This window comes from Floricoccus tropicus, from assembly GCF_001832905.1.
In the GTDB taxonomy this organism is placed as follows: Bacteria; Bacillota; Bacilli; order Lactobacillales; family Streptococcaceae; genus Floricoccus; species Floricoccus tropicus.
Genome location: NZ_MKIR01000012.1, coordinates 96,413 through 110,017, shown reverse-complemented (window position 1 = coordinate 110,017; position 13,605 = coordinate 96,413). Strand labels below are relative to the sequence as shown.

The following is a 13,605-nucleotide window of genomic DNA, read 5'->3' as shown; positions in this document are numbered from 1 at the left end:
TTGCAAAAATTCGTTACTTATAAATACTTTAATTGAATTTATAAGGCATAAGAGCACAGCTTGTAAGTCTTATGCTGAACTTAAATTACACAGCTTTCACATTGGTTTGCCCCAACTTCGTCACCGTTATCAGTAAATGTTCTAACGTAATAAATACTTTTAACACCTTGTTTCCAAGCATAGTTACGCAAAATGTTAAGGTCACGAGTTGTTTGTTTAGGACTTGTCTTCCAGTCATAGATTCCTTCTGGAATTTCTGAACGAACAAATAATGTTAGACTTAATCCTTGGTCAACGTGTTTAGTAGCAGCTGCATAAACATCAATAACTTTACGCATATCCATATCGTAGGCACTTGTGTAATAAGGAATTGTATCAGTCGCTAAATCACGCGCTGGGTAATAAATTTTACCAGTTTTCTTTTCTTGGCGTTCTTCAATACGTTGAGTAATAGGATGAATACTTGCTGATACATCATTGATATAACTAATTGAACCATTTGGAGCAACAGCTAGGCGATTTTGATGATATAATCCATCAGTTTGAACTTGTTCTTTAAGTTCTTGCCAATCAGCAGGAGTAGGAATTTTGATTCCTTCAAATAATTTTGCAATAACTGGTGAAATGTCTTTGTCTTCTTTAACATAGTCATCGAAGTAAGAACCATCAGCATATTTTGATTTTTCAAAGTTATAAAACTTAATTCCTCGTTCTTTAGCAATCTTATTACTTGATACAAGAGAATAGTAGTTAAGAAGCATGAAGTAGATATCAGTGAATTCTACAGATTCAGGACTACCATATTCAATGTGGTTCTTAGCAAAGTATGAATGAAGACCCATAGCACCAAGTCCAATAGTATGAGCGCGATCGTTTCCATTTTTAATAGATGGAACAACATCAATACTAGAGCTATCTGTAACAAAAGTTAAGGCTCTAACCATTGCATCAATTGATTTAGCGAAATCTTTTGTATTCATAAGGTTAACAACGTTTGTAGAACCTAAGTTACATGAAATATCAGTTCCAAGTTTTTCATATGTTTGATCATTATTGATAATACTTGGTTCTTGTACTTGAAGAATTTCAGAACATAGATTACTCATAACAATTCTTCCATCAATTGGATTTGCATTGTTTGCAGTATCAATATTCACAATATATGGATAACCAGATTCTTGTTGAAGTTTAGCAATTTCTTGTTCTAAATCACGCGCTCTGATTTTCTTTTTATCAATTTCAGGATTTGCAACCATGTTATCATATTCAGCAGTGATATCAACATAAGAGAATGGCTTACCATAAATTCTTTCAACATCATATGGACTAAATAGATACATATCTTCGTTTTCTTTGATTAATTCATAGTATTTATCAGGGACAGTTACACCAAGTGAGAGTGTCTTAACACGAATTTTTTCATCAGCATTTTCTTTTTTAGTTGATAAGAAGGCAATAATGTCTGGATGGAAAACATTAAGGTAAACAACACCTGCACCTTGTCTTTGTCCAAGTTGGTTTGAATAAGAAAATGAATCTTCGTAAAGTTTCATAACTGGAACAACTCCACTTGCAGCATTAGCAATTCCTTTGATTGGAGCACCAGCTTCACGTAAATTAGATAGATTAATTCCAACACCACCACCAATACGTGATAGTTGAAGAGCAGAGTTAACTGAACGACCAATTGCATTCATATCGTCTGTTGGTTGAATTAAAAAACATGATACTAATTCACCACGGCGACTACGTCCGGCGTTTAAGAAACTAGGAGTAGCAGGTTGATAACGTTGATTTAACATTTCATCAGCAATTGAACGTGCGAGTTCTTCATCACCATCAGCAAAGTAAAGAGCATTTAAGAGAACACGATCTTCAACATTTTCAAGATAATATTCACCGTCATTAGTCTTCATTGCATATTGTTGATAAAACTTATACGCAGCCATGAATGATTTAAATTTAAAGTTTTGGTCATAAAGCCAAGTACTTAACTCTTCAATAAAAGAAAAATTGTATTTTCCGAAGAAATCTTTTTCAATATAATCATTTTCTAATAAATAATCAAAACGATCTCTTAAAGTATCAAAATGCATTAAATTTGGCTCAACATTTTCAATAAAAAAAGCCTCTAATGCCTCTTGGTCTTTGTGAAGAGGGATTTGACCATTAATAGGAATATTAATTTCATTATTTAGGCGAAAATAAGTTACGTCGCCAAGATTTTTTAAAGACATATGTCCTCCAATTTATAAATAAAAATTCACTATAACATTAAATATTATAGCAAATTATTTGTAGAAAATTATTTTATTTTTGTAATAATTTCTAATACATTTGCAACATCTTCTTGTGTGCCATTGAATTCAAAAGAGTATAGCATAGGAAGGTTATATTTTTTAGCTAAATCTTTTGCTGTATAGACAAATTCATCACCAAAGTTTCGATTCCCGCTCCCAAGTATTCCGCGACATTTATCAGAATAATCTTCAAGAAATTCGTCAGCAGGATAAGTTATATCTGGCTCATATGTAGGTACAACTAAAATAAAGCTATCATCAACATCAGATTGTGAAAAATCTGTAATTTCAAAACTAGGTAAGTCAAGTTTCTTTACGAATCGTCGAACTTGTCCAGTTACAGAAAAATAAGCAATCTTCACCATCTTATGACGCTAATTTAGCAAGTTCAGCTGGACGAAAACCTGAGAATGAAAGGTCATCTTTGGCAATAATTGGGGCAGCCATAAATCCCATTTCTTTTACTTTTTCAACATATTCAGGTTGCTCATCAAGATTGATTTCTTGAAATTGAATTTCTTTATCGCTCAACCATTTTTTTACCATTTTGCATTGCATGCAATTATTTTTTGAAAAAACTGTAACCATTTATATAAACTCCTATCTTTTTTAAAATAGTATGTGATTATTCTAAATCAAAAAAATTGTTTTTGCAAGATAAAAAACACAACATATAGTGTTCTTTTTTAAAAGCATACCCTATATTTTGTGTTTTTATATAAATGGAACTATTTTGTTTTTTGATTAGTTATGTTAAGCCCAAAGGGGACAAGGTTTTCATCATGATTCATAATTCGCTTAATATTATCCTTATGCTTATAAATTATAAAGAAGGCTAATATTAAAGTTAAAATTGTAAAAATGGGATCGTATGATTTAAAAATAAAGTGTATTGATGGAAAAATTAAAACTGCTAAACCACCAATAACTGCACAAGCCACACTTGCAAAACTAACCATACTAGTTAGGTAAAGTGTTATTGCAAAAATAATTAGCAAGAATAAGAAGAAGTAGGGGTTGTAGGCAAAGAGCATACCAGCACTTGTTGCTACCGCTTTTCCTCCTTTAAAGTGGTCAAAGATAGAGCAAGTATGTCCAAAAATTGCTAAGATTCCAAACACTACGGGTGAGATTCCATGAACATTAAATATTAATGGAAGGCAAGTAGCAATATATCCTTTGAAAAAGTCTAAAATAAATACAATAATTCCGGCTTTTCTACCTAATATACGAAAGGTATTTGTAGTTCCTGTATTGCCACTTCCATAATCATGTAGATTTTTATGGAAGAATATTTTTCCAATCCACAGACCTGATGGAATTGAGCCTAATAAATATGCTAAAACTAATAATATTACGATTTTCATAAAACATATTATATCAGATTTTGGCTAAAAGAAATAATACAAAAGGATTATTTCTTTTAGATATTAAGTATTTTGAAATACATTTATTTTCAAGATATCTGGGAAATAAATACATTTTTTATGGTCAATTGGCTTTTTTTCTCGTATAATAGATAGAATGAAGTGGTATGCGCTCATAACAAATAGTAAAAAAGATAATAGAAATATAAGATTGAAAATATTTTGAGCATATCACATAAGAGTTATAGTTAGAGGTTAAGAAATGACAATTGATGTTAATCATTATAATGACGATGCCATTCAAGTCTTAGAAGGACTTGATGCCGTCAGAAAACGACCAGGTATGTATATTGGTTCTACTGATACAGCAGGACTACATCACTTGGTTTATGAAATTGTTGATAATGCAGTTGACGAAGCTTTAAGTGGCTTTGGAGACAAGATTGATGTTACCATTCATAAAGATAATTCTATCAGCGTAGTCGATGCTGGACGCGGAATGCCAACAGGTATGCACAAAATGGGTATACCCACAGTAGAAGTAATATTTACGGTTCTTCATGCAGGTGGTAAGTTTGGGCAAGGCGGCTATAAAACTTCAGGGGGACTACATGGGGTAGGGTCTTCAGTAGTTAATGCATTATCAGAATGGCTAGAAGTAGAGATTACTCGAGATGGTGGAGTTTATCGACAAAGATTTGAAAATGGTGGGAAGCCAGTTACAGGATTAGAAAAAATTGGAACAGCACCTAAATCAAAGACTGGAACAAAGGTTAGCTTTTTACCCGATTCTAAAATATTTTCAACCATAGAATACAAGTACAACACAATCTTTGAACGACTTAATGAAACAGCCTTTCTTTTGAAAAATGTTACATTGACTTTGACAGATGAAAGAAATGATAAGCAAGATACCTTCCACTATGAAAATGGAGTTAAGGATTTTGTTGCCTATCTAAACGAAGATAAGGATAATTTGACACCTGTAATGTACTTTACTGGTGAAGAGTCTGATTTTCAAGTTGAGGTTGCCATGCAGTATAACGATGGCTATTCTGATAATATCTTGAGCTTTGTCAATAATGTGCGCACAAAAGACGGTGGTACGCATGAAACAGGTTTTAAGGCTGCACTTACAAAGTCAATGAACGACTATGCAAGGAAGTCAGGTCTACTTAAGGAAAAAGATAAGAACTTAGAGGGTTCTGATTACCGTGAAGGACTGTCGGCTGTTCTTTCAATTTTGGTTCCAGAAGAACATTTACAATTTGAAGGGCAAACAAAAGATAAGTTAGGAAGTCCTCTTGCACGTCCAATTGTTGATTCAATTGTAAGTACCCAACTTTCATATTTCCTTATGGAGAATGGAGAAGTGGCACAAGGGTTGATACGTAAGGCTATCAAGGCACGTGAAGCAAGAGAAGCAGCTCGTAAAGCGCGTGAAGATAGTCGTACTGGAAAAAAATCGAAAAAGGATAAAGGATTACTTTCTGGTAAATTAACGCCTGCACAATCTAAGAATCCTAAGAAAAATGAATTGTATCTTGTCGAAGGAGACTCTGCCGGAGGTTCTGCAAAACAAGGTCGAGATAGAAAATTCCAAGCGATTTTACCTCTTCGCGGTAAGGTAATTAATACTGAGAAAGCGAAAATCTCAGATATCATGAAGAACGAAGAAATTAATACAATGATTTATACAATTGGGGCAGGAGTTGGTGCTGACTTCAATATTGAAGATGTCAATTATGATAAGGTTATTATTATGACCGATGCGGATACAGATGGAGCACATATTCAGATTCTTCTTTTAACATTCTTCTATCGCTATATGAAGCCTTTGGTTGAAGCTGGAAAAGTTTATATAGCTTTACCTCCTTTATATAAGATGAGTCAAGGTAAAGGTAAAAAGGAAAAAATTGCCTATGCATGGACTGATGGTGAACTTGAAGATTTAAGAAAAGAATTTGGTCGAGGTGCCACGTTGCAACGATATAAAGGTCTTGGAGAGATGAATGCTGACCAACTTTGGGAAACAACTATGGATCCAGAAACTAGAACTTTAATTCGTGTTACATTAGATGATGTCGCTCAAGCAGAACGCCGTGTTTCTGTCCTTATGGGAGACAAGGTTGAACCACGCCGTAAGTGGATTGAAAATAATGTTAAATTTACTCTTGAAGAAGATGGAGAAGTCATCTTTTAGATTTAGGGATGCATTGTTATGGAGACGATATTAAATAAACTGAAGCCTGCACAGATAATTGCTATAAGCTTTTTGATTATTATTGTAGTTGGTACTATCTCATTGATGCTACCAATTGCTACAAAATCGGGAGAAAGTACATCATTATTAGATGCTATTTTTACAGCAACCAGTGCGACTTGTGTTACAGGACTTACAACATTACCAACAGCCTATCATTGGTCATTTTTTGGCCAGGTCATGATATTATTAATGAATGAAATTGGTGGACTTGGTTTTATGACTGTTGTTGTTATTCTATTAACTATAACTGGTCAAAACCCTTCGCTTAAATATTCCATGGTAATCAAAGAATCCTATAATTTTGCTAATTCAGGTCAAGCATTTAAGCTTATTAATTACATTATTAAGATGATGGCAATTATTCAGATTGTAGGAGCTATTCTTTTGGGATTTTCTTTTGTTCCAATGTTTGGTTGGGAAAAAGGAATCTGGTATAGTATTTTTCATTCGGTATCTGCAGTTTCAAATGCAGGCTTTGACTTATTTGGTAATTCGCTAATGGATTTTGCGAATGATCCTTACATCTTAATAGTAATGTCCCTTTTAATTTTATCAGGGGGTTTTGGATTTATTATCTGGATGGATTTGCTTAATTATCGTAATAATCCGAGACTTAGTTTACATACGAGGATTGCATTAGTTATGACTGCTCTTTTGGTAGTTGGCGGTACTCTTATGTTTATGCTAATTGATGCAGGGAATTTTGATGGTAACATTCTTGATTACTTTAGTCAGAACTTCTTTCTTGCAGTGAGTCCAAGGACTGCTGGATTTAATATTTATGATTATAATAAAATGCCGTATTCAAGTGTCTTATTGACTATGATCTTGATGTTCATTGGTGGTACAAGTGGATCAACTTCTGGTGGGATAAAAACTACAACTTTTGGAGTTTTACTTTTGAATATTCGCTCAATTTTACGTAGAGAAGATGTTACCACTTATCACTACAGAACGATTCCAACACATACAGTGAGACAGGTTTACGAAGTAATATTCCTTTATATGACAGTAACCTTTGCAAGTTCATTTGTTCTACTTATGACTGAAAAATTGCCGATTTATAATGGTATCGAATATATCTTTTTTGAAGTTGTAGCAGCAATTTCAACGGCAGGTTTCTCAATGGGAATGACACCAGATTTATCAGTTTTTGGTAAAATACTAATTATTATCTTGATGTTTGTTGGCCGTATTGGTTTGTTTACAATTATATATTCAATTAACCATAGCGATAAGAGGGAAAGTTACTTTAAATACCCAGAAGAACAAGTAATTATCGGATAGGAGACTTTATGAAATCATATGCAGTAATAGGATTAGGGCGTTTTGGTGGTAGTGTAGTTAAGGGGCTTGCTGAAAGAGGGCAAGAAGTATTAGCCATTGACCGAAATGAAGATATAGTAAATGATTACATGGATATTGCAACTCAAGCTATAATTGGTGATGCTCAAGATGAAAGAATGCTTGAAAGTGTCGGTATTGGAAATTTTGACTATGTTGTGGTAGCTATTGGTGAAAATGAACAATCAAGTACACTTACAACTCTTTTAGCCAAAGAGCTAGGGGCAAAAATGGTTGTTGCAAAGGCTGCTACATCAATTCAAGCCAAGGTTTTAGCCAAGGTTGGTGCTGATGTTATTATTCAGCCAGAGGCTGATGCAGGGCGAAGACTTGCGGAAAGACTGGTTAACAAGAATATTTTCGAGTACTTCGAAATTTCGCATGATATGATGTTTGCTGAAATGAAGGTAAACAGTCCGAAATTAGAAGGAAGAAAAATATCAGATATTAACTTCCATGACAAGCATGAAATAAATGTTTCAATGGTTAGGCACACCGATGGAACAACTGAAATTGGTGCCGGGGATACAATCTTACATGTAGGTGATTTCATTTATGTAGTAGGTAAGAAGAAAGCAGTATCTCAACTTAGTAATATGATTTAGTAGGAGAAAAAATGTCAAATATACAAAATTTGTCTCTCGAAGATATTATGGGAGAACGTTTTGGACGTTATTCAAAATATATAATTCAAGAGCGTGCTTTACCGGATATCCGAGATGGATTGAAACCGGTACAACGTCGTATCTTGTATTCAATGAACAAGGATGGAAATACCTTTGATAAGGGTTATCGTAAATCTGCCAAATCAGTTGGTAATGTTATGGGTAACTTCCATCCTCATGGGGACTCTTCAATTTATGAAGCAATGATTCGTATGAGTCAGGATTGGAAGATGCGTGAACCATTAATAGAGATGCACGGTAATAATGGTTCAATGGATGGTGATCCACCCGCTGCTATGCGTTACACAGAAGCTCGACTTAGCGAAATATCTTTTCATTTACTTCAAGATATTGAAAAAGAAACAGTTCCATTTGCCTGGAACTTTGATGATACTGAGAAAGAACCAACTGTTCTTCCAGCTGCGTATCCTAATCTTTTAGTTAATGGATCAACAGGAATTTCAGCTGGTTACGCGACAGAAATCCCACCTCATAACTTAGGTGAGGTTATTGATTCAGCAATTTATATGATTGATCACCCATCTGTCAAAGTAGATAAATTGATGGAAATTTTACCTGGACCTGATTTTCCAACAGGTGGTATCATTCAAGGTAAAGATGAAATTAAACGTGCTTATGAAACTGGTAAAGGACGTATTGTTGTAAGAAGTAAGACTGAGATTGAAAATCTTAAGGCTGGTAAGAAACAAATTATTGTTACAGAAATTCCTTATGAAGTAAACAAGGCAACATTAGTCAAGAAAATTGATGATGTGCGTGTTAATCAAAAAGTTGCTGGAATTGCTGAAGTTCGTGATGAGTCTGACCGCGATGGCTTAAGAATCGCAATTGAGCTAAAAAAAGAAGCTGATGAGCAACTAATTCTTAATTATCTTTATAAATACACAGACTTACAGACAAACTACAACTTCAACATGGTTGCCATTGATAATATGACACCAACTCAAGTTGGAGTGATTGAAGTACTTAGAGCCTACATTAGTCACCGTAAGGACATTATAGTTTCTCGCAGTCGTTACGACCTTAAAAAGGCAGAAAGACGTCTTCATATTGTTGAAGGTTTAGTTCGTGTTTTAAGTATTCTTGATGAAGTTATTGCCTTAATCAGAGCAAGTGATAGTAAGGCGGATGCAAAAGAAAATCTGAAGATTTCATATGACTTTTCAGAAGAGCAAGCAGAAGCAATCGTTACCTTGCAACTTTATCGTTTAACAAATACAGATATCGTGACCCTTGAAAAGGAAGACGCTGAGCTTAAAGACCAAATAATGACCCTTAAGGCAATTATTGATGATGAGAGAACCATGTTCAATTTGATGAAGCGTGAGCTACGCGAGGTCAAAAAGAAATTTGCTAATCCTCGTAGAAGTAACTTGGTTGACCAAGTGGAAAACGTTGAAATTAAAGCAGAGAGCCTGATTGTCGAAGAAGAAACTTATGTGACAGTTACCCGTGATGGTTACATCAAGCGTACGACTCCTAGAAGTTTTGCATCTAGTCAAATAGAGGAGCTGGGTAAGAAAGAAGAAGACAAGTTGGTTCTTTTGGAAAATACCAAAACGACTTCACATTTGTTGATTTTTACTAACTTAGGTAATGTTATCTATCGACCAATTCATGAGCTTCCAGATATTCGTTGGAAAGAAACTGGGGAACATTTATCGCAGTCTTTAACTAACTTTGAGTCTGAAGAGCGTGTTATATTTGCCCAAATAGTTACTAATTTTGAAGAAATTAATGACGAGTTACTATATGCAGTAACAAAACTTGGTCAAATTAAACGAGTATCAATGAGCGAATTCAAGCCATGGCGTACATATAAGTCTAAGTCAACAAAATATGCTAAGTTAAAATCAACAGAAGATGTGGTACTTGCAGTTGGTCCAATTGAAGAACTTGATGAAGTAATGCTAGTATCTTATCGTGGATATGCACTTCATTTTGGTATAAGTGAAGTACCAGTTGTTGGTGCAAAAGCTGCTGGTGTTAAGGCGATGAACTTAAAAGATGAAGATGTGATTTCTTCAGCGTTTCTTCTTAAATCACCAGATATGTACCTACTAACTCAACGTGGTGCCTTTAAGAAAATGAAGGTATCAGAAATACCGGTTACTAGTCGTGCAAATCGTGGACTTTTAGTTTTACGTGAACTTAAGAAAACACCACATAGAGTGTTCGCAGCAGGTAATGTATTGGAAAATACTAATCTTAGAGTAATTTCAGAAATGTTACATGAATTTGATATTCATCCAACAGACCTTGGTTACAGTGAAAGAACTAGTAACGGAAGCTTTATCTTTGATGAAGATAAGGAAAAAGGTGTCAAGGACGTTATCGAAATTGATGCTGAATAATAATATAAATTGAAAATCGAGGAAACTCGATTTTTTTCTATATATTTCTATATATTAAGCTATAATGTAGTTATAAATTTAGTATATAAAAAATTAGAGTTAGTCCATTAGGAGATTTTTATGAAAAAGTTTATAAGTTTTATTGTTATTCTAATGACGATAATGTTCACTAATATTGTAGTTTTTGCAGATTCAAAATATGTAGTTGATGATGCTAAAATTCTAAGTCAAAGTACAATTTCAAATATTGATTCATTAAATAGTGAGATGGTAAATATGAGCCATCATCCAGTATATGTTGTTTATACACTTAATGATTTACAAGGACGATCACTTAAAGAAATAGCTACAAAAAAGTTTGATGAATTAGGACTTGGTTATAAGGGCTATAATAATGGTATTTTATTTGCTATATCACCCAATGCACGTGAATATTATTTTGCAATGGGTGCGGATTATAATCCTTCAACAAAAAAATTGATTGCTACAAACATAGTGGGAAAGGATTCAAATATAATAAGTGAATTAAAGTCTGAAAATTATGATTCAGCGGTAAATAATATAACTAATAATGTAAGAGATTTTTCAATGAATTATTCAAAAAATATTGATCAGGAAGTATCAAATGAAAGTTCTGATATTGTCGAAAAAAAATATTTAGTTTGGGGTAGCTTTTCATTTATTATAATCAGTATTATTATGGTTGCTTTTAATAAAATAAGGAAATATCATAAAAATTATCAGAAAAGAATAGATGCATTAGTGGAAAAATTGTCAGACAAAGGATTAACAGAAAATATCACTGATATAATAAATGATGAACTTGTACATCTTACTCCAGAAGAATATATAAGATATTGGGAAAATTTATCACCATTTGATGATGAAGAAAGAGGAATAGATTTACTGGTTGAGCGTACTAAAACTATTGAAGAACTTTATAATGAAACATATAGTATCAATCAACTTAAGGAGCTTTCTAGCCGAGCAAATTACACCTTCAATGAATCTTATGAAGTAAGACTTAAAAGAATAAATGAAAATATTGCAAATATTGGTTTGAATGACGAAATTGAGGCTAAATATATTAGAGAAAATAACGAAATAATTAATAATAAGATGGAAGAATCCCTTTCCAGAAATAAGAAGTATAACAAGTTTAGCGATGAGAAGAAAAATTTGGTAAAAACTATATTAATGTCAATCATTGTTAATGATTTTAGTAATATCATTACTAAAGAAAATATAAATGATAATATAATTAATAGCAATATGGAGCGATATACGAAGCAAGCAATTAAAAAAGCTCATACCTTAAAATCTGAGGGAGCTGATATAATTATGAGTGATTATAATGATCACAATATTTATGATACAGATTCACTTTACAGATACAATTCAATTAATTCTTTGATATATACATACTCACCTCATGAATCAGATTCATTTTTTGATAGTAGTGGTGGTGGTTTTGATAGTAGTGGATATTCAGACGGTAGTTCAGGTGGTACTTGGTAAATTATAAATATAGAAAAAAGGAGAAATTATTATGAAGGCAAAAATTACAATATTTTTAACATTTGATGGAAGAGCAAAAGAAGCAATGGAATATTACACAGAGAATATTCCAGGTACGACAGTTAAAAACCTTCAATTTTTTACTGAAGATTTTCCAAATATTTCAAAAGAAATGGTTGGAGGCGTTTTGAATGGAATTTTAGACATTCAAGGTCAAGAGTTTATGTTCATGGATATGGCACCAGGGGACGCTCCTGCATTTAATTGGGCAACATCTTTTTATATTGATTGTCAAACGGAAGAAGAGTTTGATAATTTATTTAAGGTATTATCAGATGGCGGAAGTGTTATGATGGGACCTGAAAAAGTTCTAGACAATCGAAAAGTAGCATGGGTGGTCGATAAGTTTGGTGTAACTTGGCAACCAGTTTGGCATTAAAAAAACTCTAACTGATATTTTGTTAGAGTTTAAGTCTAAAGGACCCTCTGGTCCTTTTTAAATATCTAATTTTATATTTAGTAGTCTTTGAACCACATCAAGGTAATATTTAATTGAATAAATTAATGCTTTATCATCAATTAAGAATTTAGGATTATGAAGTGGAATATTTTTTCCTGTACCAATAAAGGCAAAGAATATCGGAACATATTTATGATAACGAGAAAAGTCTTCACCAGTTAGATTGCTTTCAATTTTTATAGCATCTAAAAAGTTATCAGTAATACTAGGAACAAGTTTATTGAAAAGTTGCAAATCATTGTCAAGACAGTCTGAACCTTCAGTCCACTCAATATCTACAGTTTGACCATATATATCAGCTGTATTTTCAACTGTCTTGTAGAATAAATTTTTAAGTTTTCCCCTGATTTCTTCATTAAGAGTTCTAAGTGTACCTTCAAATTCAAATGTATCTGGTACAACATTCCAAGTACTGCCAGATTTGACATGTGTAATAGAAAGAACAGCTTCTTCCTTGCTAGGAATGTGACGGGATATTAGACTTTGAAGATTGGTTATTATTTGTGATCCTGTAACGATTGGATCATTTCCCTCATGAGGATGAGCAGCGTGACTACCTACTCCTTTGATCTTGACCTTTATTCTATCAACACTCGCCATTAGCTTATCTTGACGATATCCAATAGTGCCAAGAGGTAAATCAGGGAAATTATGAAAGCCAACAAGAGCATTTAAATTTGACAGAAGACCAGTCTTAATTACAGCCTGTGAACCTTGGAAGTTTTCTTCAGCTGGTTGAAAGAAAAGACGAACAGTGCCATTGAGATTATCTTCATTAGCTTTTAATAATTCAGCAGTAGCAAGAAGTGAAGTTGTATGGAAATCATGACCACAGGCGTGCATTACTCCATCGTTAACCGATGCGTAAGGAAGACCAGTTTCTTCAAATATTGGAAGAGCATCAATATCACATCGAAGCCCGATAATGTTATTCTTATCATTTCCAATTTCAGCAATTACTCCAGTTTCTAAACCAGAATCGATTATTTTTATATCAAGATCTCTTAAAAATTTTTTTATATATTCAGTTGTTTCATATTCATGTTCTGATAACTCTGGATGTTGATGAATATGATGTCTTATTGCGATAAATTTAACTAAAAATTCCTCTTCTATAGCCATTCACAATTCCTCTTTCTTATATGTACATACAATCATATCAAATTCAAGGTTCAGTAACTATATTATTACCTTTGAAAAATTTGATGCCAAGTTAAAAAATTTAAATGTCTTAATATCATATTGATGAA

The 13,605-nt window shown here is 33.1% G+C and carries 11 protein-coding genes; 6 read left to right on the top strand and 5 right to left on the bottom strand.

Annotation, left to right across the window (positions count from 1 at the left end):
• Nucleotides 1-80: 80 nt before the first annotated feature.
• The 4 genes from nrdE to plsY all read right to left on the bottom strand — a co-directional run bounded on the left by nrdE (nt 81) and on the right by plsY (nt 3,667).
• Complete coding sequence (gene nrdE, locus BG261_RS04130; RefSeq protein ID WP_070791906.1) at nt 81-2,237, bottom strand: class 1b ribonucleoside-diphosphate reductase subunit alpha; 2,157 nt, start codon at nt 2,235-2,237, stop codon at nt 81-83.
• A gap of 68 nt (nt 2,238-2,305) precedes the next feature.
• Nucleotides 2,306-2,665, bottom strand: coding sequence for a class Ib ribonucleoside-diphosphate reductase assembly flavoprotein NrdI (gene nrdI / locus BG261_RS04125; RefSeq protein ID WP_414653942.1), 360 nt, complete (start codon nt 2,663-2,665; stop codon nt 2,306-2,308).
• A gap of 1 nt (nt 2,666) precedes the next feature.
• Nucleotides 2,667-2,888 (bottom strand): glutaredoxin-like protein NrdH, encoded by a 222-nt coding sequence (gene nrdH / locus BG261_RS04120; protein ID WP_070787140.1) that lies wholly within the window; start codon nt 2,886-2,888, stop codon nt 2,667-2,669.
• Between the two features lie 140 nt (nt 2,889-3,028).
• Nucleotides 3,029-3,667 (bottom strand): glycerol-3-phosphate 1-O-acyltransferase PlsY, encoded by a 639-nt coding sequence (plsY, locus tag BG261_RS04115; protein ID WP_070791905.1) that lies wholly within the window; start codon nt 3,665-3,667, stop codon nt 3,029-3,031.
• A 262-nt stretch (nt 3,668-3,929) separates the two neighbouring features.
• Here plsY and parE point away from each other — a divergent pair, with 262 nt between their 5' ends.
• From parE to BG261_RS04085, 6 genes are all read left to right on the top strand, one after another.
• Nucleotides 3,930-5,870, top strand: a complete 1,941-nt coding sequence (gene parE, locus BG261_RS04110) for a DNA topoisomerase IV subunit B (RefSeq protein ID WP_070791904.1) — start codon at nt 3,930-3,932, stop codon at nt 5,868-5,870.
• An 18-nt stretch (nt 5,871-5,888) separates the two neighbouring features.
• On the top strand, nt 5,889-7,220 hold the full coding sequence (locus tag BG261_RS04105) for a TrkH family potassium uptake protein (protein ID WP_070791903.1): 1,332 nt from the start codon (nt 5,889-5,891) through the stop codon (nt 7,218-7,220).
• 8 nt (nt 7,221-7,228) lie between these two features.
• Nucleotides 7,229-7,882: a potassium channel family protein gene (locus tag BG261_RS04100; protein ID WP_070791902.1), complete on the top strand. Its 654-nt coding sequence runs from the start codon at nt 7,229-7,231 to the stop codon at nt 7,880-7,882.
• Nucleotides 7,883-7,893: 11 nt separating this feature from the next.
• On the top strand, nt 7,894-10,317 hold the full coding sequence (gene parC, locus BG261_RS04095) for a DNA topoisomerase IV subunit A (protein ID WP_070791901.1): 2,424 nt from the start codon (nt 7,894-7,896) through the stop codon (nt 10,315-10,317).
• Nucleotides 10,318-10,437: 120 nt separating this feature from the next.
• Nucleotides 10,438-11,835, top strand: a complete 1,398-nt coding sequence (locus BG261_RS04090) for a TPM domain-containing protein (RefSeq protein WP_070791900.1) — start codon at nt 10,438-10,440, stop codon at nt 11,833-11,835.
• A 31-nt stretch (nt 11,836-11,866) separates the two neighbouring features.
• Nucleotides 11,867-12,274, top strand: coding sequence for a VOC family protein (locus BG261_RS04085; RefSeq protein ID WP_070791899.1), 408 nt, complete (start codon nt 11,867-11,869; stop codon nt 12,272-12,274).
• A 57-nt stretch (nt 12,275-12,331) separates the two neighbouring features.
• Here BG261_RS04085 and BG261_RS04080 read toward each other — a convergent pair whose 3' ends face one another.
• Complete coding sequence (locus tag BG261_RS04080) at nt 12,332-13,477, bottom strand: amidohydrolase (protein ID WP_070791898.1); 1,146 nt, start codon at nt 13,475-13,477, stop codon at nt 12,332-12,334.
• Between the last annotated feature and the right edge of the window lie 128 nt (nt 13,478-13,605).

Excerpts from the sequence above, each read along its gene's own strand:
- nrdE (WP_070791906.1), bottom strand. The coding sequence starts at position 2,237 with ATGTCTTTAAAAAATCTTGGCGACGTAACTTATTTTCGCCTAAATAAT.
- nrdI (WP_414653942.1), bottom strand. The coding sequence starts at position 2,665 with ATGGTGAAGATTGCTTATTTTTCTGTAACTGGACAAGTTCGACGATTC.
- nrdH (WP_070787140.1), bottom strand. The coding sequence starts at position 2,888 with ATGGTTACAGTTTTTTCAAAAAATAATTGCATGCAATGCAAAATGGTA.
- plsY (WP_070791905.1), bottom strand. The coding sequence starts at position 3,667 with ATGAAAATCGTAATATTATTAGTTTTAGCATATTTATTAGGCTCAATT.
- parE (WP_070791904.1), top strand. The coding sequence starts at position 3,930 with ATGACAATTGATGTTAATCATTATAATGACGATGCCATTCAAGTCTTA.
- BG261_RS04105 (WP_070791903.1), top strand. The coding sequence starts at position 5,889 with ATGGAGACGATATTAAATAAACTGAAGCCTGCACAGATAATTGCTATA.
- BG261_RS04100 (WP_070791902.1), top strand. The coding sequence starts at position 7,229 with ATGAAATCATATGCAGTAATAGGATTAGGGCGTTTTGGTGGTAGTGTA.
- parC (WP_070791901.1), top strand. The coding sequence starts at position 7,894 with ATGTCAAATATACAAAATTTGTCTCTCGAAGATATTATGGGAGAACGT.
- BG261_RS04090 (WP_070791900.1), top strand. The coding sequence starts at position 10,438 with ATGAAAAAGTTTATAAGTTTTATTGTTATTCTAATGACGATAATGTTC.
- BG261_RS04085 (WP_070791899.1), top strand. The coding sequence starts at position 11,867 with ATGAAGGCAAAAATTACAATATTTTTAACATTTGATGGAAGAGCAAAA.
- BG261_RS04080 (WP_070791898.1), bottom strand. The coding sequence starts at position 13,477 with ATGGCTATAGAAGAGGAATTTTTAGTTAAATTTATCGCAATAAGACAT.